The organism is Methylomonas sp. EFPC1, from assembly GCF_016925515.1.
GTDB classification, from domain to species: Bacteria; Pseudomonadota; Gammaproteobacteria; order Methylococcales; family Methylomonadaceae; genus Methylomonas; species Methylomonas defluvii.
The window spans coordinates 2777791-2797911 of sequence record NZ_CP070494.1 but is presented as its reverse complement, the minus strand read 5'-3'; the positions used below and the strand labels follow the sequence as shown (position 1 = coordinate 2797911).

General features: G+C 54.5%; 15 protein-coding genes. 6 read left to right on the top strand and 9 right to left on the bottom strand.

Annotated features, from left to right (window positions below; all coding sequences use genetic code 11):
* Positions 1-19: 19 nt before the first annotated feature.
* The 4 genes from JWZ98_RS12925 to leuA all read right to left on the bottom strand — a co-directional run bounded on the left by JWZ98_RS12925 (position 20) and on the right by leuA (position 7236).
* The gene (locus tag JWZ98_RS12925; protein ID WP_205450349.1) at positions 20-2089 is read right to left on the bottom strand and encodes a TonB-dependent receptor; all 2070 of its coding nucleotides are present in this window, start codon (positions 2087-2089) and stop codon (positions 20-22) included.
* Positions 2090-2104: 15 nt separating this feature from the next.
* Positions 2105-4072: a TonB-dependent receptor gene (locus JWZ98_RS12920; protein WP_205450348.1), complete on the bottom strand. Its 1968-nt coding sequence runs from the start codon at positions 4070-4072 to the stop codon at positions 2105-2107.
* A 455-nt stretch (positions 4073-4527) separates the two neighbouring features.
* Positions 4528-4788, bottom strand: coding sequence for a DUF2024 family protein (locus JWZ98_RS12915; RefSeq protein ID WP_205450347.1), 261 nt, complete (start codon positions 4786-4788; stop codon positions 4528-4530).
* 726 nt (positions 4789-5514) lie between these two features.
* Positions 5515-7236 carry a 2-isopropylmalate synthase gene (gene leuA, locus JWZ98_RS12910; RefSeq protein WP_205450346.1) on the bottom strand — a complete coding sequence of 574 codons (1722 nt, stop codon included), beginning with the start codon at positions 7234-7236 and terminating at the stop codon, positions 5515-5517.
* Between the two features lie 160 nt (positions 7237-7396).
* Here leuA and JWZ98_RS12905 point away from each other — a divergent pair, with 160 nt between their 5' ends.
* From JWZ98_RS12905 to JWZ98_RS12890, 4 genes are all read left to right on the top strand, one after another.
* Positions 7397-7870 (top strand): Lrp/AsnC family transcriptional regulator, encoded by a 474-nt coding sequence (locus tag JWZ98_RS12905; protein ID WP_205450345.1) that lies wholly within the window; start codon positions 7397-7399, stop codon positions 7868-7870.
* A 323-nt stretch (positions 7871-8193) separates the two neighbouring features.
* Positions 8194-9114 (top strand): EamA family transporter, encoded by a 921-nt coding sequence (locus JWZ98_RS12900; protein WP_205450344.1) that lies wholly within the window; start codon positions 8194-8196, stop codon positions 9112-9114.
* A gap of 277 nt (positions 9115-9391) precedes the next feature.
* The gene (locus tag JWZ98_RS12895; RefSeq protein WP_205450343.1) at positions 9392-10501 is read left to right on the top strand and encodes an NAD(P)H-dependent oxidoreductase; all 1110 of its coding nucleotides are present in this window, start codon (positions 9392-9394) and stop codon (positions 10499-10501) included.
* Positions 10498-10992 (top strand): GNAT family N-acetyltransferase, encoded by a 495-nt coding sequence (locus tag JWZ98_RS12890; RefSeq protein WP_205450342.1) that lies wholly within the window; start codon positions 10498-10500, stop codon positions 10990-10992. The genes JWZ98_RS12895 and JWZ98_RS12890 overlap by 4 nt, the downstream gene beginning before the upstream one ends.
* 156 nt (positions 10993-11148) lie before the next feature.
* Here the strand turns inward: JWZ98_RS12890 and JWZ98_RS12885 are convergent, their stop codons facing one another.
* The 3 genes from JWZ98_RS12885 to tatA form a co-directional block, all read right to left on the bottom strand.
* Entirely contained in the window at positions 11149-12366 is a 1218-nt protein-coding gene (locus JWZ98_RS12885) for an efflux RND transporter periplasmic adaptor subunit (protein ID WP_205450341.1), read from the bottom strand.
* A 6-nt stretch (positions 12367-12372) separates the two neighbouring features.
* Positions 12373-15549 (bottom strand): efflux RND transporter permease subunit, encoded by a 3177-nt coding sequence (locus JWZ98_RS12880; protein ID WP_205450340.1) that lies wholly within the window; start codon positions 15547-15549, stop codon positions 12373-12375.
* Between the two features lie 298 nt (positions 15550-15847).
* A complete protein-coding gene (gene tatA, locus JWZ98_RS12875; RefSeq protein WP_205450339.1) occupies positions 15848-16075 on the bottom strand; it encodes a twin-arginine translocase TatA/TatE family subunit in 228 nt (75 codons plus the stop codon).
* A gap of 423 nt (positions 16076-16498) precedes the next feature.
* On the opposite strand from tatA, the gene JWZ98_RS12870 reads away from it, so the two are divergent.
* The gene (locus JWZ98_RS12870; RefSeq protein WP_205450338.1) at positions 16499-16861 is read left to right on the top strand and encodes a hypothetical protein; all 363 of its coding nucleotides are present in this window, start codon (positions 16499-16501) and stop codon (positions 16859-16861) included.
* A gap of 33 nt (positions 16862-16894) precedes the next feature.
* Positions 16895-17971: a sigma-54 dependent transcriptional regulator gene (locus JWZ98_RS12865; protein WP_192395718.1), complete on the top strand. Its 1077-nt coding sequence runs from the start codon at positions 16895-16897 to the stop codon at positions 17969-17971.
* A gap of 32 nt (positions 17972-18003) precedes the next feature.
* Here the strand turns inward: JWZ98_RS12865 and JWZ98_RS12860 are convergent, their stop codons facing one another.
* A complete protein-coding gene (locus JWZ98_RS12860) occupies positions 18004-18471 on the bottom strand; it encodes a cupin domain-containing protein (RefSeq protein ID WP_205450337.1) in 468 nt (155 codons plus the stop codon).
* Between the two features lie 176 nt (positions 18472-18647).
* On the bottom strand, positions 18648-20087 hold the full coding sequence (locus JWZ98_RS12855; RefSeq protein WP_205450336.1) for an aryl-sulfate sulfotransferase: 1440 nt from the start codon (positions 20085-20087) through the stop codon (positions 18648-18650).
* Between the last annotated feature and the right edge of the window lie 34 nt (positions 20088-20121).

The following is a 20121-nucleotide window of genomic DNA, read 5'->3' as shown; positions in this document are numbered from 1 at the left end:
ATGCATAGTGTCGGGCCGCTTAGAAGTCCCAGCGCAAGGTGCCGTATACCTCGCGTTGCACAGCTGTGGCGGTGGAAAACATATCCGAGCCGTATTCGAAATGACTGCTGTTCAGCAAATTCCGGCCCACCAGCGCTAGTTCCACGCCCGCGCCCAAGTCCCATCCCAAACGTGCATCCAGGTCTTGATAGGCTCTGGATTGCGCGCCGTTAAGGCCGGTTGCATCCGAATAACGCCAGTTCAGATCCAGCTTGAGTTGCGGGGAGAATTGGTACATAGACCAGAGCATGGCTTTATGGGCCGGGTAGCTGTCTCCGGAGATCAGCGTGGTGTTGGCAGGTGCCAGCGGAGACAGGCGGAAGCGTTCTTCTTCGTGGCTATAAGTGGCCCGCAGTTTCCAATTTTCAGTCGCTTGCCAATCGACACTGATTTCCCCGCCGTAGACTTGTACATGCCCGTAGTTGTTGTAATCCAGGGTCTGCAACATATAGCCGGCGAAGCGTTGGGTGTTGGGGGTCAAGCTGGCGTAATCGTCGTAGCTGTAATGATACAAGGCTACATCAGTACTGAGTTGGCGACTGAGTTGGCCGCGCCAGCCCAGTTCGAAGCCGAGCATTTTCTCGGCGGTCAAGTCGGGGTTGCCGGTTAGGTTGCGCAGCACAGGCACGGTATTGCCGCGTATCGTGTATGGCTGGGTTTGCAAGCCGTAGGAAATATTTTGCTCGACCCAATTGGGCGTGCGCACCGAGCGGGATACCGAGCCCCAAAACGAATGTTGGTCGTCGGGCGTCCACAGCAAGCGTGCGTTGGGTTGCACTTCAAATTGCGTGACCGGGTTGTGTTCCAGCTTGCTGCCCAAGGTCAAATGCCAACGATCAGGCACCAAGGTAATATCGTCCTGTCCGAACAGGCTGTAGATACGGTCGGTGCGATTGTTGGCGCTCATGGAGATTTGCGCGCTGTCCTCAAAATTATTCAGATTGAAACGCACGCCGCTGCCCCACACCAACATGTGGCTGTCGTTCAGCTTGTAGTTATGCTGAAAATCGACATCGATATTGTCGGTTTGATATTCCGAATTCAAGTAAGGCGATTTCCGGCTGTGCCTGTCCCAATACATGCGCAGTACGGTATTCGAGTCCGAGCTTTGATGTTGTTCCCAGCGTGCTTGGATGTAATGGCCGGAGAACAATTGGTCCGTCGGTAATTCCCGAGAAAAGGGCGGCGCCAGCACCGGCGTCTGTTGGGATGTTAATGATGGGAAGTATTGCAGTGCGCCATTGCTCTCGCCGAGGAATGCATCGCCTTGCAAACTGAGTTTGTTGGTAAAGTCGATGGCTTTGTCGTAACGAAAACCGATTTTGCTCATCTCGCCTTCATCGCCGGCCTTAGCGCTGCTGCCCAGGGTTTTTGAGTCGCCGTAGTTAGTGTGGCGGCCGTAGACTTTTAGATAGGCGTCGCCGCCCAAATCGGCGCCATAGCGCAGACCGCCGCCGTAGCGTTGGCTGCCGACATGACTGGATAGCAAACCGCCTTGCGTGTCTTTGGCTGATTTAGTGATGATGTTGATGACGCCGTTGACCGCATTGGCGCCCCACAAGCTGGCGCCGGGGCCGCGGATGACCTCGATGCGTTCGATGTCTTCCATCATCACATCTTGTTGATCCCACCATACTCCGGAAAACAGCGGGTTATAGACGCTGCGGCCGTCCACTAACACCAACAATTTATTGACAAACTGGCTGCTGAAGCCGCGCATCGATACAGCCCATTTGTTGCCGTCCACTTTAGCCACGTGCATACCCGGCACCACCCGCAAGGCTTCCGGGATGGTTGTAGCCCCGGTTCGGCGGATTTCTTCGTTGCTCAATACAAACAGGGCGGCGGGAACGTGTTTAATGTCTGTGGGCACCTTCATAACCGAGGTCACATCGAGATTCATCAATTGCTCGACGCTGAGGCCGGTCAAATCCGGTAAATTATCGCGTTCAGGCTCTTGATTGGCGGCGTGCGAGGTGGATTGTCCCAAATACAAAAGCGCTCCCAGGCCGATAGCCCAAGATTTCCGTCGATGAAACGCCTTTTTCATATGATCGGCCCTTTTTTAAAACGTCAACTGTAGTTTCAAACGAAATTCCCTGCCGTTCATCTGTAACAGGTCGAAGCGGTCGCTGTTGATCAGCATTTCATAGTGGCTGTCGAACAGGTTATAAACCCCAAAAGATACATCCAGGCCACGCATCAATCGATCCGTGCTCAGATTCAGATTGACCAGATTGTAGGCATCGGCTTTGCCGCTCTGAAATGTCTTGCGGTCGCCGATGTAAATATTTTCGATGCCGAGCCGGACAAAATCGTCGAACAAAGGCTCAGCATAGTGTAATTTGAAAATATTTTGCGGCGAACCGTAAGCCCACACTCCTTGTCTGGCTTCGTTGGTAAACAAGCTGTAGGTGTAAGATGCCTTGAACATTCTGCCGCTGTCCCAGCGTTTTTCCGCTTCCCATTCCGCACCGTAGGCGTGGTATTTTCCAACATTGTCCAGCAGCGCCGTATCGGGGTTGGCTTTTAATAACTCGGTGATGTCGTTGTAAAACAAGGAAACCAGCAGTTTCAGTCCGGCATTGGAATGCCATTCGGCAATCGCTTCGTAGCTTCTGATTTGCTCTTCTCTAAGCTCGGGGCTGACGCCGTAATAGTAGTTGTTGTAATCCAGGTTCCAGGCATGCGGGGCGCGAAATGTCGAGCTGTACAGCAGCTTGAAGGTGGTATTCTCCAAAGGGTTCCATATCAAGCCCAGACGCGGATTGAGTTGCAGGCGTTTGAGCATGTGGGTCTGATCCAGGCGCAGGCCGGCGCTGAAAACCAGATTGTCCAGTAACTGGATGTCGTCTTGCGCGTAAAGTTCGACGCGGTGGCCGCTGAGGTCGCTATCCTGATAAATCTGATAAGGGTCGGTAACATAGCCGAATTGGCGCTGGGTTTGGTCGTATTGATATTCCAAGCCGAAAAGTAGTCTATGTCCGTCGAATACGCTAGTCGTGAGTTGTGCTTCGCCGCCCCACCAGCGGCCGCTGGTTTGGTCGTGATAAACGTAATTACCGGCGTCATTAAATGGGTCCTCGGCCATGTAATCGTAGCCTTGATAAAATCCTTTAGCCATGAACGAGGTTTTCGCACTCAGGGCTTTTTGATATTTCAGATTGGTGAAAAATTGTCTGTCGTAAGTATGCGAGGTGGGATCGTTGAAAACGGCACCGAAAGCCGCGGTCGGCACCCGCTTGTAACGATCAACAAAACCGCCGCTGAGGGTGAATTCTTCGAATTGCATCCGGCCGAACAAGCGGTCCGCGCGTTCGGTATCCATGTTATGCGCGATACCGTTGTTGGTACTTGGGTCGTCGAAAGCCGGGAAATATAAATCTTCCACACCCTGGGTATCGAAATGCGATGCCGACACCAGCACATCGGCGCCATTATCGAATTGCTTGCCGTAGCTGACGCGGCCTTTGTAGGTGTCAAAACTACCCACTTCACCGGCTATTTGCGCCCCGTTCAAGGCTTTGCCTTTTTTTGTGACCACGTTGATCAAGCCCAAAAACGCATTGGCGCCGTAAATGGTGGAGCCGGAACCGGGAATAAATTCGATACGTTCCACCAAGTCCATGTCCAGCATGAATTCCTGGCCGATATTGCCGGAGTCGAAGATGTTTTCGTTCATGCGCTGGCCGTCGATCATGAACAGCACTCGGGAATTGTAGTCGCCGGACTGAATAAAGCCGCGCACGCCGACAAAGCTATAGTTGCGATCATTGCTGGTGAACAAACCGCGCATGCTGTTCAGCGCGTCCGCCAGCGTGCGCCAGCCGAAAGTGCGTATGTCGTTTGCCGTTAAAATCGAAACCGAGCTGGGGGCTTGACTGGCTTTTTGACCCAGCCTGGAAGCGCTGATGATTTCCACATTCAGCAATTGCTCAATGGACAGTTCAGTTAAATCTTCCGATGCCTTGCCGGCCGCTTGCGCGGTAGCCAAAGGCATCAACAGCATACCTAGGGCGATCAGCGCGCGCATTGAAAGTCTTGTCTAGTGGGGAGCGGGGACATGGATAATGATAAGACTCGGCTTAGTGCGCACAAACTGTCGATTAACGCGATATACAAAAACGATTATTTTACAATAGATTATTGTCGTTCAAGCTAGTTAGATTTTAATTCTGGTGTTTTTAGGCAGGGATTGGTTGGAGATGCTGGAAAAGGCCGACGTATCGTTTTGAGATAGTCTGATTGGTTTTGTTTGGGTGAACGCCATCGTTCTCCCGGGGCCGCACGGCAACGAAAACCTATTAGCTGAGGTCAGATCACCCTTTCGGCGCGTGTAATTTCGATGTTGGTAGCCATGTCACTGTTGACGAGGATGCCGGTGAGGTCGTTACTGACGCTTTTCGGAAAACAGGTGTTTCCTCCTACTTACGTTAAGGCCTTGCAAGGCAAGGCCTGGAATTCCTTGGCTTGATAGCAATATTGCTATCAAGCCGGACAACCTTCCATTTTGTATATGAAGTAACCTTGGCGATTGATCGTGTCAATCACATTAGCCGGTGCTTGTTGAGTATGGCAAAACCGACATTCTTTGCTGGAGACTAGCGCATCGCTTTCACCAATTGAAGATAGCCACTGTTTGGCATACTGAATGGCTTGCTCACTGTCCTTGCTGGCGGTAAATACATCAAAGTGCATGACGTGGTTGTCGTGTGCTTTTACATAGGTATCGTAAACGTGGATTTCCATCAAAAACTCCCGGATGAATAAAGTAAAAATTGCTCGATGCCATTAACGAAATGGCCAGATAAAAACGTCCAATGCGGTTTTTCGGTTCGGCGTTGGTCAGGCATTCCCTGAATGTTTGGTGTTCGGAATTCTTTGACAACGTCATGAGAAAGATGCCGAGATGACGGATTTACATCCGTCATCGGCAGAGATCCGCAAAAACGTTCCCCTTGGGGTGAAAACGCTTCAACGGATTCGCTAAAATTCTATAACAATATCGAATCGATACAAAAAGGTTTTTCAATATCCCGATTTCAGGCATGCAGTCATACCATCGCGAATGCGGTAACTGTCCATGCTCGCTGATGATATGCCTCAATATCGCCAATAATTACGGAACTGGATGTACCTATACATGCGGCGCGAATGGTCGTCGAATGACTAGCGGTTTTACTGGAACTGGAACCAGCGTATTGCGCGCAGCCTGCTAATGGCAAAGGCAGCGCGACTTGAAACCGACTAATTGACGTTAAGCAGCTGTTCGACAGCTAACGATGTTGGGTTTTTAAAACAGTCCCCAATCCCTGTCCGCCCAAATTAATTCATTCCGGCTCGTCATAAATCTCCGATATTTTACGGGGCGGAGCGTCATAGTGCGCCGCGCTTCGATACCGGCCGTTTAGTAATCGGTTGCGCCGATTAGCAGCTAACGCGAGGAAATTGGCTTTGACGACCTGGAACGACAGTTTAGGATGTGGCGTTCGCGGGTATCGGCGCTGGGGATGTGTTCAATTTTGTTAAATTGCATAAGCCCATATCGTCGGCCAAGCGATTGCAACCGCTGATCAATGCCTTGATCGATGCGGTGACGATGTTGGCGTCCATGCCGAGGCCATAGGTCGTTGTTCCGTTCGCAGCCGCCAGTTCGACGAAGGCGCAGGCCTGGGCATCGCTGCCGCTGCCGATCGAGCGTTCCTCGTAACTGCGCACCGACATTGATCCGCCAATCGAACCTAAAGCCTGGACGGCGGCGGCTATCGGGCCGTTACCCACGCCGGTTAATCTGTGCGGTTCGCCGTCCCTTTCGATTTGCATCTGTATGCCTTGGCCTTGCGCGTGCTCGAACAATTGATGGCCCCGGTAACTCAGCGGCTTTGCCAAATCCAGATAAGTCCGGGCAAACAATTGCCACAACGCTTCCGCGCCGATTTCGCCGCCGTGGCGGTCGGCGTGCTGTTGGACCACTCGCGAAAACTCGATCTGCAAACGGCGCGGCAGCACCACGCCGTAATGGCTTTCCAGCAAATGGGCGATGCCGCCCTTGCCGGATTGGCTGTTGATGCGGATCACCGCGTCGTAACCGCGGCCGACGTCGGCCGGATCGAACGGCAGATACGGCACGTTCCAGACGCTATCGGGTTGCCGGGCGGCAAAGCCTTTCTTGATGGCGTCCTGGTGCGAGCCGGAAAATGCGGTGAACACCAACTCGCCGGCATAGGGTTGGCGCGGCGGCACGCTCAAGCCGGTGCAAGCCTCGAAATCGCCCACCACCTTCTGGATGTCGGAAAAATCCAGGCCCGGCGCCACGCCCTGGGTGTACAGATTCAAGGCCAGTGTCACCAAATCCACGTTGCCGGTGCGTTCGCCGTTGCCGAACAAACAACCCTCGACGCGCTCGGCGCCGGCCATCAACGCCAGTTCGGCGGCGGCTACCGCGGTGCCGCGGTCGTTGTGCGGATGCACGCTGAGGATGACGCTGTCGCGGCGGGCGATATGGCGGTGCATCCATTCGATCTGGTCGGCGTAGACGTTCGGCGTCGCCGTTTCCACCGACGACGGTAAATTCAGAATGATCTTGTTCTCAGGCGTTGCGTCCCAGGCGGCGATGACCGCATCGCAAAACTCGACGGCGAAATTCGGCTCGGTGGCGGTGAAGGTTTCCAGGCTGTATTGCAAGCGCCAATGGGTGTGCGGCTGGTCGGCGGTCAATTGTTTGACCAAGCGCACCGCATCGACGGCCATCGCCAACACCTCGGCCCGGCTCATGCCCAACACCAGTTCGCGAAACGGTTGGGAGGTGGCGTTGACGATATGGACGATGGCCGAGCGCGCGCCGTGCAAGGCTTCTACGGTTTTGCGCAACAACGGTTCGCGGGCGTGGCTGAGCACTTCGATGGTTACGTCGTCGGGGATCAACGCCTGGTCTATCAAGCGGCGCACGAAGTCGAAATCGGTTTGCGAGGCCGACGGAAACGCCACTTCGATTTCCTTGAAACCGATGCCGCACAAGGTGCGAAACAGGCGCAGCTTGCGTTCGGCGTTCATCGGCTCGAACAAGGCTTGGTTGCCGTCGCGCAAGTCGGTGCTCATCCAGATCGGCGCTTGGCTGATCGTGCGATTGGGCCATTGGCGGTCGGCAAGCGCTATCGGCGGAAACGGGCGGTATTTGTGGGAAGGGTCGGTCAACATGGCTTTTAACTCCTCAAAACGGTAGCCGATAGGATAGGCTAAACCTTCCGCCACTCGATTGCGTTTATGCGATGTAAAAGGCTGAATGTTGATAGAATATTGCTGTAAATATCTATAATGTTTTATTTTATTGTTTTGTTAAATGAATAGCGGGCATTTTATGGAACTGGATAGATACGACAAGCAAATCTTGAACATCCTGCAAACCGACGGCCGCATCAGCAACCAGGAACTGGCCGACCGCATCGGCCTGTCGCCGTCACCGTGTTTGCGGCGGGTTAGAGCGCTGGAGGAGGGCGGCCTGATCGTTGGTTACCGGGCTTTATTGGATGCCAAAGCCTTGGGATTGACGTTGATGGCCTTGATTCACATCTCGATGGACCAACACACGCCGGAACGTTTCAGCACCTTCGAAGCGGCGGTCGCCGGCATTCCGGAAGTCCTGGAATGCCTGCTGATCACCGGCCAAACCGCCGACTACCAGCTCAAGGTTGTGGTCAAGGATTTGGACGCCTACCAAGAGTTACTGCTGAAACGCATCACCGGCATTGCCGGCGTCAGCGGGGTACATACCAGCTTTGTGTTGAGGCGGGTGGTGGATAAGACGGCGTTTTCGGTTGAGGAAGGGCTTTGACTATTCAGAACGGGTAGGCCGCTTCGTATAAACTGCGCCTAAACACGGCGACTGACAGCGGACCAGCCGTCTACACTTCGATAACTTTCAAGCAATTTTCCTACCGTTAGGCTTTCGCATGGTACCAACCTCAATCAGCGGCAACAAAAAGTATTCGCCCCGGCCGTTACGCCCGTGGGTGGCAGGGGCGCAAGTAGCAGCCGAAATTATGAATCCGGCCGTATTTAATATGGGTACACCGTTCGGGCTGAGCCTGTCGAAGCCCTATTTGGCGCGTCCTTCGACAACTCCAGGGCGAATGGTAATAGCCAGGCGTTTTAAGAATGAGAGCTAAGGTCTGGGCCGCGTTGTTGGCCGTTTATCTGGTGTGGGGATCAACTTATTTGATGATCCGCTTTGTAGTCGAAACATTGCCGCCATTTTTGTCGGCCGGATTGCGTTTTTTGGTTTCCGGCTTCATTTTGCTGGCCTGGCGGCGTCTGGCCGGCGATGCCGCACCGACTTTTCGGCAGTGGCGTTCGGCTGCTGTTGTCGGTATTTTGTTATTGCTCGGCGGCAACGGCTTGGTTTGTTGGGCAGAACAAACCGTCCCATCCGGCGTCGCCGCGCTGATCATCGGCGCGGTGCCGATGTTTCTGGTAATGGCCGACGCACTCCGGCCTAACGGCAACAGACCAACGCTGCGTGTACTGGTTGGCTTGGTCATCGGCTTCATGGGGATTTACTTGCTGGTCGGTCCTACGGCGTTTTCAGACGGTATCCCGGTAAATCTGCCCGGTGTGGCGGCGCTATTGCTCGCCAGTTTGCTTTGGGCCTTAGGTTCAATCTACAGCAAAACTGCGGATTTGCCGAAGACGGCATTGATGACAACCGGCGCGGAAATGCTGACCGGCGGCTTTGCCTTGTTGCTGGTCAGTGCGCTAAGCGAACAATGGGGTGTTTTCAACCTGGCTCAGGTATCGGTTAACTCCTGGCTGGCCTTGGCGTATCTGATCGTGTTTGGCTCGATGATCGGTTTCGCCTCCTACGCCTGGTTGCTGCAAAACGCGCCGATTCCGTTGGTAGCGACCTACGCCTACGTCAATCCGCTGGTGGCAGTGTTTTTAGGCAACTGGTTCGCGCAAGAACCGCTAACGCCGCGCGTCCTGAGTGCGGCGGCGATCATCATCGGGGCTATCGTATTCATGAACAGCGCGCGCGGCTCACGTACAAAGCGTGCAGCGGGGCGAGGAGCGAGCAAATGACGGACCTCACTTTTTAAGTCCTGGAGCGGAAGCAAACGCCGAAATGCATCGAGGCTGTTTTCCGATAAACCAATAGTATTCCGGGCACGCTTGGGTTTTGCTTTATGACGGTTTGGATTTGGCTAAGCTTGCAAGTAATCCAAGCAGGTCGATGATTTTTAGAAATTGCCCAGTCCCCTTTATGGCATGCGAAAATCAACGTCATTATCAAGCCGTGCCAAGCGGTCTATTATTGGTTGCCATTACTTTTCCCTGACATTCCACACTTAGCTTTGCCATGAAAATACTGGCTTTATCCGGCAGCTTGCGGGCTGTGTCCATCAATTCCGCCGTGCTGCGCACTGTGAGGCATTTGGCGCCTTCCTCTATCGAAGTCTATTTGTTTTCCGGGCTTGGCGACTTGCTTTTATACAATCCGGATTTGGAACACGCGCCGCCGGCCGTTGCCCTGCAATTACGCAACGAAGTGGCCTCGGCGGATGCCTTGCTGATCGCCAGCCCGGAATATGCTCACGGTGTTACCGGCACCGTCAAAAATGCGCTGGATTGGTTGGTGGCATTTGAGGGCTTTGCTGAAAAACCGGTGGCGGTATTGAACGCCGCGCCGCGCGCCCACCACGCCGATGCCGCGCTCCGGGAAACCTTGGTCACCATGTCAGCGACGCTGATAGAAGCTGCCTCGATCACCTTGGCGTTGCCGAGTACCAATATCAGCGAAGCGGAACTGTTGGCCGCGCCGGAAATCGTTTCATTACTGACCGGCGTGTTAATCAAAATCCAACGCGCGGTGAAGCGCTTGCCGGACATGAGGCCTTACCTCAGCAGCAGTCTTTATATCGATAGCCAACATCCGGCCATCGTCGCCCAAGCCGCAAAGCTGGCGGACGGCTGCGCCGATGAGGAAGTCGTCACCAAGCGCTGTTTCGAATTTGTCCGCGACCAAATCAAGCATAGCTGGGACTACCGGCTGAACCCGGTGACCTGTAAAGCCTCCAAAGTGTTAATCCACGGTACCGGCTACTGCTATGCCAAAAGCCATTTGTTGGCCGCGCTGCTGCGGGCCAACGGTATTCCGGCTGGACTGTGTTACCAGCGATTGACGATAGACGGCGACCAGCCGCCTTTCTGCCTGCACGGTTTGAACGCAGTTTACCTGCCGCAACACGGTTGGTACCGGGTTGATGCGCGCGGCAACAAGCCCGGCGTGGAGGCTGGCTTTTGCCCGCCGCTGGAGAAATTGGCCTTTCCGATCATGAATCCCTTGGAGCAGGATTTGCCCGGCATCTTGGCGGAACCTTTGCCGGCTGTCGTCAAAGCCTTAACCGAAAACCAGACCGTTGAGCTGGTTTACCAGAATTTGCCGGACATTGCCGCTACCGAGCCATGACGACAAACTCGCCGTTGATCATCCGTCCCGCCGTAGCGACCGATGCCGAATGCGTCAGCCAACTGATTTGCAGCGTTGCCAACTGTTGTACGATTTCCCCGGCTGGCGAAGGGGCCGAGTTGTTTTATTCGAGCATCAGCCCTCAAGCGATTAGCAGTTATATCAACGATGCCAATTTTCTTTATCTCGTGGGTTGGCTAAACGGTAAGCTTGCCGGCGTCGTTGCCGTCCGCGATGCCCGGCATCTGTTTCATCTGTTTGTTGCGCCTGCCTGCCAATACCAAGGCATCGGCAAGGCGTTGGCGTTGCGCGCCATCACCTTATCGTCGGCCGCAAGCCCGTCGGAGACCTTCACGGTGAATGCTTCGCTGCCCTCTGTGCCGTTTTACGTTCGGCTGGGCTTTCAGCCGCTGGGGCCAAAGATTGAGGAGAAAGGCGTGGCATTTGTACCGATGCAACTGCCAACCTCAGCTCTAAACTCCGGTTCGTAGCGATGATGGCTGTTTACCCAAAAAACTTTTTACTGAGAGGGGGTAGACAAAAATAAATCACCCGGCGGACCGGCAAGCCGGCATGAGACCAGTGCCACACGCCGTTTGGGTATCGTAAGCGGATGGCCCGCCATGCTACATTTTTACTGAAATGTTTCAAGATTTGCCGGCGGTTTTATCCTTGGGTTTCTCCGCCGGCTTTGCTTGAGCTTCCACCACGCTCACGTTTTCGCCTTCCACCAATAGATCCGAGGGGCTGGCGACCAAGGTATCGCTGGCGGAGATGCCTTCCAATATTTCCAGTTCGCGGCCGAAGTCGCGGCCCAATTTTACCGGGCGAAACGCCACGCGATGTTCCGCATCGACCACTACCACATGCGGACCAGCTTGATCGATCACCAATACATTAGCCGGCACCACCAAGGGGCTGGATTTGCCGGCGACGTTGATGGAGATTTCTACGTAGGAGCCGGGCAGTAACTTACCGTCCTTGTTGGGCAGGGTAATATCCACCTGTCGAGAGCGGTTGACCGGGTCTAATGCCCCGGCGACATGATCCACATGGGCGCTAACCGGTTTGCCTTGCGAATCCAGTACTCTGACCGAGACTTCCTGGCCGGCCTTGATGTCGTCCGCGTAGACTTGCGGTACCCAAACCGTCAACCGCAACGGGTCGGTTTGGGTCAAGGCAAATAACTCCTGACTGCCGGCCACGATCAAGCTGCCGACATCGACCGCCCGACGGGTAATCACCCCGGAAAAGGGTGCGACGATGCGCCGATAGCCTTCGATATTTTCCAGGCGTTTAACGTTGGCTTGCGCAGCGGTGAAATCGGCTTCGGCTTGTAAGAAAGCGCTGCGTTTTTCGTCGAACTCCTGTTGCGTGCCGCTATCGGTGCCGTTCAATTGCGTCCAGCGTTGCAAGGTGGTGCGAGTCAGTTCCAGCCGGGCTTTCACTTGGGCCAGCGCCGCCCTGGATTGGGCCAGTTCCTGTTCAAGCTCGGGTACGTCGATCATCGCCAATAGATCGCCTTTCTTAACCTGATCGCCTATGGTTTTATGCCAGGCACTTAAGTAGCCGTTGCTGCGCGCATAGAGTTGGGTTTCGGTGTTGCCGCGCAAACTGGCAGGCAATATCAATTTGCGGGTTGCCTCGCCGGGTCTGGAATGTGCCGCGATGACGCTGCGCTGTTGGCTAGCCGCGGTTTGTGCCTGCAAGCTCTCCGCTTGCTGTAGGTTTTGCGTCAGGCGCCAGGCGCCGGCTAGCAGGAGCAGTAACAATAGCCCCACACCCAGCCGTTTTACTACCAGCAGGGTGCGGTGCGAATGGTCGGTGGACGGTCGCGCAAAGGTAGAGGAAGGGATGCTATTCATAAGATTTTAGGGAGTTACAAAGCTTGTACGATGCGAAAGTCGGTGCGCCAGCCAGCGATGAGTGCCGGCAAATACCAGCGGCACGAACAGTAAAGTGGACACGGTGGCAAAGGCCAGGCCACCTATCACCGCGCGGCCCAGCGGCGCATTTTGTTCGGCGCCTTCGCCCCAGCCAATTGCCATCGGTAACATGCCGACGATCATCGCGAAGGCGGTCATCAGCACTGGTCGGAGCCGGGTGGCCGCAGCTTCCAAAGCGGCCGTCACCGGTGGCACGCCATCGGCCAGCCGGGTGCGGGCAAACGACACCAATAAAATACTGTTGGCTGTGACTACGCCCATGGCCATGATGCTGCCGGTCAGGGCCGGGATGCTTAGCGTGGTGCCGGTCAGAAACAGTGTCCAGGCGATGCCGGCTAAGGCGGCGGGCAGGGCGCTAACGATAATCAGCGGGTCCAGCCAGGATTGAAAATTGACTACCAGCAGCAGATACAGCATGACGATAGCCACGGCCAAGCCGGCGCCCAAGCCGGTGAACGAGCTTTTCAGGGTTTCGATTTGGCCGCGCACGCTCAATTCGACGCCGCGCGGCAGTTGGCTGCGGCTGTCGGCAACCAGCGTTTCGATTTCCCGGCTCACCGAACCCAAATCGCGGCCTTCGACGCTGGCGTAAATATCGAACACAATATTGGCGTTGTAGTGCGTTACCGCGACCGGTAACACGGTGCGTTTCAGTTTGACTAAATTGCCCAGCAATTGCGGCTGGCCGTTACCGCCGCCTACCGGCGTGCGCAGCAATGCATCCAGATTGTCCAAATCCAGCGGATTACCCATCACGCCGATATTGACCGAGTTGCCGTTGGCCGGATTCAGCCAGAACGACGGCGCGGTCTGCATGCTGCCGCTCAGGGTCAGTAACAGATTTTGCGCCAGATCGCGGGCCGATAAGCCCAGTTGCTGCAATTGTTGGCGATTCATTTCCAAATCCAGCGCCGGCCGATTCATGCGCTGGTAAATATGCGCATCGACGATGCCGGGAACTTGCCGCAAGCGATTTTGCAAGGCGATGACCTGCGGCATCACTTCGTCGGGTTTACCGCCGATGAACTGGATGTCGATAGGGGCGGGCACGCCGAAATTCAAAGTCTGGCTGACCTGATCGGCGGGTTGGAAGAAGAATTCCAGGTTGGGAAAGCGTCCGGGCAGTTCCGCGCGCAGGCGTTTGATATAGTCGGCGCTGGGGGCATGGTCGCCGGGTCGCAGCGAAATCATGATTTCGGTGTCGGCGGTTTCCACGGTGCCGGAATTGCCGAACAAGGTGTTACGCGTGCTGTAGGGGCCGCCGATGATGTCCAGTAGATCGGCGATTTCTTCGGCGGGAATGATGCCGCGAATGACTTTTTCCACCGCGTCGATCTGTTGCGGCATTTCCTCGATGCGTGTGCCGGACGGGGCACGGACGTGCAAGCGAATCTGCCCGGCATCCACCGCCGGAAACAAATCTTCTCCGAGCAGCGGCACCAGACCCAGGGATGCCAAGCAAAAGCCTAAAATCGCCGAGCTGTAACGCAAGCGGTGTTTCAGCAAATGGCTGGCCAGGATCAGATAGTGGCCGCGAAACTGTTCGAAGCCGCGCTCGAAGGCGTGATGCAGGCGTTGAAAGCCGCGCGCCAGTGCGTTGGTTGGTGGCGCATCGGTATGCCCATGATGGCCGGACATGACATACATCACCAGCGTCGGCACCAAGGTCCGCGATAACACATAAGAGGCCAACATCGCGAACACCACCGCTTCCGCCATCGGCACAAACAGGCTACGGGCCACGCCGGACAGGAAAAACATCGGCACAAACACGATGCAGATGCATAAGGTAGACACGAACGCCGGCATCGCGATTTCCGCCGCGCCATCCAGGATGGCTTGATGCGGATTCTTGCCCAGCAGCATTTGCCGCTCGATATTTTCGATTTCCACCGTGGCATCGTCCACCAAAATCCCCACCGCCAAGGCTAGGCCGCCCATCGTCATCAGATTGATGGTTTCGCCGACTAGATATAGGGCAATCAAGGAACACATAATCGACAGCGGTATCGACACTGCAATAATACAGGTGGTGCGCCAGTTACCCAGAAACAGCAGGATCATCGCCGCAGTGAGGCCGGCGGCAATCAGTGCCTCGTGCAACACATTGCCGATGGCGGCCTTCACGAACAGTGACTGGTCGAACATCAAGCGCATATTGATGCCATCCGGCATCAGGTCGAGCATTTTCGGAATGGTTTGCCGGACGTGTTCAACCACTTCCAGCGTCGAGGTACGACCCACCTTAAAAATTGAGGTCAGGATGCCGCGTTCGCCGTTTTGCCGGGCAATGGTCGTAACCGGTGCCGCGCCGTCGCGCACCGTGGCGACGTCGCGCACCAGCGTCGTCACACCGTTTACAGTGCGGACCGGCAGGTCGGCGAGACGCGGTATTGCCGCCACCGCGCCATTCAGGCTGACATCGTATTCGTTACTGCCGATTTTTACCGTGCCGGTGGGCAGGATCAGATTTTGCGCGGCCAGCGTATCGTTTAAATCGGCGGGCGACAGGCCGCGCGCCAACAGGGCCGGGGCGTCGACATCCAGCGTAATTTGCCGGCTTTTCGCGCCGAACGGATTAGTCATCGCGACGCCGGGTTTGGATTGCAACGCGGTTCTGGCGATATTATTCACCAGATCGTTGACATCGGTTTCTGGGACGACGCTACTGGAAATGCCCAACTGCACCAACGGCAGGTCGGCGGCCGAATATTGAATGACTTGCGGCGGTGCGACATTGGTCGGCAGCGAGCGGTAAACCGAATTGCTGCTGGACATCACCTGGGCGATGGCAGTACGGATGTCGGTGCCTGGATGGAAAAATACTTTAACGACGGCCGCACCGCTATAAGACAAAGACTCACTGTGTTCAATGCCGTCGATCAAGGCCATGGAGCGCTCGACAGTGGTGGTTAAGCGGTCGGCTATTTCCTTGGCGGTCATGCCGTTGTATTGCCAAAGCATCGCTACCACCGGAATATCGATGGTTGGGAAAATATCGGTGGGCATTTTCCGTAACACATACGGTGTAGACAATAGAATCAACAGCGCCGCCACGATAAAGGTATAGGGGCGACGTAAAGCAATATTAACGATCCACATGGATTTCTCGGGAGATCCGATTGGTTAGCGAGGTCTGGCCGGTTTTAAAACTAGCGTTTATCCGGCAATGGCAATTTAGTGTTTGTCTTAAGCAAGTGCTATACCAAGCAATCTCCATCGGTTTTTACAAGCATAGTGTCCTGCATGCGCTTGAGCTTAGGTGCGAATCAACAGCATAATTTTTGCCGGCAAATGTTCCAAGCTGTTGGTATGCAAACAGGCGGCGATCAAAAGCTGCTGCTTTGGCAGCAGGGCGCGGGTCTAAGCGACATTAGCCTGAGAACAGCAACCCGGCGTATCAAGCCTTGGTGCGGTCAGCTTTGCCTATCAACTCGCCGGATAATTCTTCCTGATAGAGTTGGGTGATCGCCTTGGCCTCTTCGGCTTCTTCACTTTCCTTTACCGCTGTACGAAATCCCTTGATCGCATCGCCCAGATCGGCGCCGACATTTTTCAGGCGCTTGGTGCCGAATACCAGGACCACGATCGCTAAAACTACTAATAGGTGGGGAATGCTTAAGCCCATGTTTTGCTCCAAAGTTGAAAGTTGCGGATGTTAGATTAAGTCGCTTAATGATATTGACTTAGCCTTCTCATGGCGGTCTTCAGCAAGATAAGGGCCAATCTGCCGAGTGAGTACTCGAATAAGCTAAAGTACCGTTGTGTTCCAGGCATATCAACAGTACTCGTTCACGTTACCGTCTATGGAAGCATACGGTTCAACGGCAACTATCCCAAAAAATGCTGATTTACCAGCATGGTGTCAGTAAATGGTGCTGTTATACGAACAGTCCGAAACGTAGATGGCATGTTTAAGAAGCGATTTCGGTTGACCGGGCTTGTTGAAAATGCCCGAGTTATTTGATTAGCGCGAAAAAACGCAATGTCCCGCCAGTTAAATTCAGATGTATGAAAATGTGCTGAAATATCAACACAAAACCAACAGATAATGTTGCTGAGGCAACATTTGGGTTTCGCAAAAACCTGTAATCCTTTATTATGTGCTGAAAACACGAAGTGGCATGAACCATGCTTAGAGCCTGGTATCTCGCCGTTATTTTCCGAGCATTTTGTCTCCATAACATCCACTTCTGCTGACCGGACCGCCGGAAGCCAGTTTGTCCCCAAAGGACTGCTGGCTTTTTTTTGGCCTGTGCTCAGCGAAGGCACCGGATTGTGGGCTGACTTTGGGCACGGTAAGGCTGATTTTTGTTTGGCGTTGGCGTGTCGGCAGTTAACTTGTGATGCCGCTGACGAATCACTATTTTCGACATCTCAGGAAAAGAGTTTTCATGGAACAATTTTTGAGTGACGGCATCGTTGCTCGCAGTAAAGGGGAAACCGTATGACATTATTGGCATTTGACGAATTGCAATTACGACAGCTGTCGCATACGGTGCGAGCGACGGCGATGGTGTTCGAGGATCCGGTTTCACGAAAACTGTTGGAGCACATCGAGCGGATCGCGCCCAGCGATGCGACGGTATTGATCATCGGCGAGACCGGCACCGGCAAGGAATTGGTCGCTAGGCATGTACATGCACTTAGTAAGCGCGCCAAAGGACCGTTCGGTGCTTTAAATTGCGCGGCACTCAGTGAAAACCTGATCGAAAGCGAATTGTTCGGCCACGAAAAAGGCGCTTTCACCGGCGCCTTGAACACAAAAGAAGGCTGGTTCGAAACCGCCAATAAAGGCAGTTTGTTTCTGGATGAAGTCGGCGATTTACCGCTGGGCTTGCAAGCGAAATTATTGCGGGTATTGCAGGAGCGGGAGGTAGTCAAGGTGGGCTCGCGTACTCCGTCGCCGGTGGATGTCCGAGTCATCGCCGCGACCAATGTGAATTTGGAGGAAGCCGTGGCGGCGTCGCATTTTCGCGCCGACCTGTATTACCGTTTTAACGTGGCGGCGATTCACCTGGCGCCGTTGCGGGAACGTCCGGGCGACATTTTGCCTTTGGCCAGGCACTTTCTGAAGGTCTACGGCGACCGCCTGGGCTACGGAGAAATTAAATTGTCGCCATCCACCGAGTTGGCCTTATTAAATTACGATTGGCCCGGCAACATTCGTGAGTTGGAAAATGCCGTGCATAGAGCATTGTTGGTCTGCCCCGGCAATCGCTTGCGTCCGGAGGACTTTAAGTTATCCGGGGTACGGGTCTCGCAGAGCGGGCCTGTGGTTTCCACCTCTTCGCTGGAAAGTTCGCTACTACGTTTGTGCGAACAAGCGCCGCCTAAGTTGTTCGATATTATCGAAGAAACCGTGATTCGTACGGCGTTCGAGTTTTGCGAAGAAAACCAGGTGCAAACCGCGCGCTTGCTGGATATAAGCCGCAATGTGCTGCGGCACAAGCTGGGGCTGTATGGCATGCTGGCCAATGGTCAGAGAAAATTGGCCGTCGCCTACGAAGAAAGCGAAGAGTAATCTTAGACAGCTCGCCGATGGCGAGCTGTCTGCTATTTTGCAGGGGCCGGGGTAGACGTAGCCGGGCCAATGCCGACAATCTGCAGAATCGTATCTTCGTCTTTGGCACCGTCATAATGGATTTCGTTGCCGTAGTGGGTGACGAAGCTGCCCGCCGGCACTGCTTGTAAATGCGCCGGATCATAATCCGTGCCGGTGCCTACCCACCAAGTCCCTGAAATCACGGTTATGAAACGGTCGTTCGGGTGCGAATGCGGCTTGCTATTGTGATGGGCCTTCCACTTGTTCAGCACCACATACAGGCCGGGCTTGCTGGGATTGCCTACCAATACCGCGCTCTCCGAGCCGCTGGGGTTTGCCACCCAATTAATCTGCTCGGGCAGTTTGATGTTGATGGCTTTGGGGTCGAGTTCCAAAGCTGCCGCCGAGCTATACGCGCAGCATAGCGCGACCGTCAAGATCGGTAGCGATAACGTTGGTCGAATAGGTTTACCTAACATCTTAGTCTCCAAATTATAGGGTGTTCGTGCCATGGGTTTCGGGGTATCCGGTTGTGGAGTGTCCGTTCCGTCAAACTTAATGGTAGTAACCCGTCTACCAAACATCACGACCGGATACCCCGAAACCCATGGTTTTAAAATTGCATACCGCGTGCCTGGGTTTTTACCAAGTTGTTTTAGGGTTTGTTACTGGCTAGCGGTAGCCGAAATTTACTCAAATCAGGCGCACTGACCGGATTCTCACTATGCGGTGTGCCGGCCGGTACCCAATCGTATGGTACCGGTTGGCCGCGATATACCGAGTTATTGGCGGTGGCCCGGCCGGTCAAAGCATCCTTACCGGTACGAAAATACGGATTAACATATTCCCAGACTATGTCGCCGTCGGCCGTGACTTGAAATAAGCGTCCGCTCTGACCCTCGTCTATAAAAGTATTCCCGTTAGGCAAGCGGCGGGCAGCGCTGATATGGGTGCTACGAAACGACCAACTGGGGCCGCCGGAACTCTCGCCCGTGTATTGCCAGACAATTTCTTTCTTGATCGGATCTATCTCCAATACGCGCGAACCACCGGTACGCGGCACGGGAGCTGGCGGATAACCGGCGATGCCTTGATTGTCGAACACTAATAAGTTCCCGGCGCCGGGTAAGCCTTCCGGGATGATATGTGCATCGTGCTGGGCACTGATTTGATCGACCGGGCGCGGCACCTTGCGGGCTTGTTGTTCTTCAATGGACGCGGCTGGGTAGTGCGGCCCCAGGTTCCAGACTACTTTGCCGGTCTTTCTATCAATAATGATGATGAAATTGGCGTTGCGCGCGTCGATCAACAAATTATCCGGATGGAAGCGCTGATCGCCGGCTGCGTACCAGCGGTTCGGGCCGACTACTTTCAGATTGTTCACATGCAAATAGTCAGCGATCTCGGCGTTGCGGACCAATTTAAGTTCGGACGGCGTAAAGCCAAATTCATTAAGATGTTCCGAGGCAATCCATTTCCAGACCACTTCGCCTGCCGGATTGACTTCATAAATCACATCGTCCAAAACCTGCGCTTGTTTAAAACCCTTAACTGGGTGCACCAGGTTAGCCAACACCACCGTATTGCCGTTGGGCAATCTGGCCCAGTCATGATGTTGTTGCGCCGCGCCGCCGGGGGCTTTGTCGCCAAAACGCCAGACGGTTTTGCCATCCCAATCCAGCTCGGCAATGGTTTTGGTGATTTTCTTGCTAACTTGGCCGGGTACCAGGTCTGTGCCTTTGCCTTCGGTGGTTTCCTGCGTCACAAACACATGTCCCAGTTTGCCGCCGTTGACGGCTGGATTGATTAAGGTGCTGTGGCTGGCGGCATCCGGCCATTCGTGCACGGAGTTTCCGTTTAAATCGATCAAATGCGCGATGTTGTCGCCGCCGCTGAACAAAACAAATGAGTTGTAGGCTTTGCTGGGATCGTAGCGCGTGGTGCCAGTGGGAAAAACGCTCGGTCCCGATAATGCCGAGACGCTGAGGGCCGTGCCTAAGGCGATCAATGTGGCTTGTTGCCAAGTCTGGTTTTTACGCGATGCCCGGTATTTTTTGCGTCCCTGCCCGCTTGCGGAGGGTCTGATTTGTGTCATTTTTTATTCCTTTATAAATGGGTGTTTGCTATTG

Excerpts from the sequence above, each read along its gene's own strand:
- JWZ98_RS12925 (WP_205450349.1), bottom strand. The coding sequence starts at position 2,089 with ATGAAAAAGGCGTTTCATCGACGGAAATCTTGGGCTATCGGCCTGGGA.
- JWZ98_RS12920 (WP_205450348.1), bottom strand. The coding sequence starts at position 4,072 with ATGCGCGCGCTGATCGCCCTAGGTATGCTGTTGATGCCTTTGGCTACC.
- JWZ98_RS12915 (WP_205450347.1), bottom strand. The coding sequence starts at position 4,788 with ATGGAAATCCACGTTTACGATACCTATGTAAAAGCACACGACAACCAC.
- leuA (WP_205450346.1), bottom strand. The coding sequence starts at position 7,236 with ATGTTGACCGACCCTTCCCACAAATACCGCCCGTTTCCGCCGATAGCG.
- JWZ98_RS12905 (WP_205450345.1), top strand. The coding sequence starts at position 7,397 with ATGGAACTGGATAGATACGACAAGCAAATCTTGAACATCCTGCAAACC.
- JWZ98_RS12900 (WP_205450344.1), top strand. The coding sequence starts at position 8,194 with ATGAGAGCTAAGGTCTGGGCCGCGTTGTTGGCCGTTTATCTGGTGTGG.
- JWZ98_RS12895 (WP_205450343.1), top strand. The coding sequence starts at position 9,392 with ATGAAAATACTGGCTTTATCCGGCAGCTTGCGGGCTGTGTCCATCAAT.
- JWZ98_RS12890 (WP_205450342.1), top strand. The coding sequence starts at position 10,498 with ATGACGACAAACTCGCCGTTGATCATCCGTCCCGCCGTAGCGACCGAT.
- JWZ98_RS12885 (WP_205450341.1), bottom strand. The coding sequence starts at position 12,366 with ATGAATAGCATCCCTTCCTCTACCTTTGCGCGACCGTCCACCGACCAT.
- JWZ98_RS12880 (WP_205450340.1), bottom strand. The coding sequence starts at position 15,549 with ATGTGGATCGTTAATATTGCTTTACGTCGCCCCTATACCTTTATCGTG.
- tatA (WP_205450339.1), bottom strand. The coding sequence starts at position 16,075 with ATGGGCTTAAGCATTCCCCACCTATTAGTAGTTTTAGCGATCGTGGTC.
- JWZ98_RS12870 (WP_205450338.1), top strand. The coding sequence starts at position 16,499 with ATGTTGCTGAGGCAACATTTGGGTTTCGCAAAAACCTGTAATCCTTTA.
- JWZ98_RS12865 (WP_192395718.1), top strand. The coding sequence starts at position 16,895 with ATGACATTATTGGCATTTGACGAATTGCAATTACGACAGCTGTCGCAT.
- JWZ98_RS12860 (WP_205450337.1), bottom strand. The coding sequence starts at position 18,471 with ATGTTAGGTAAACCTATTCGACCAACGTTATCGCTACCGATCTTGACG.
- JWZ98_RS12855 (WP_205450336.1), bottom strand. The coding sequence starts at position 20,087 with ATGACACAAATCAGACCCTCCGCAAGCGGGCAGGGACGCAAAAAATAC.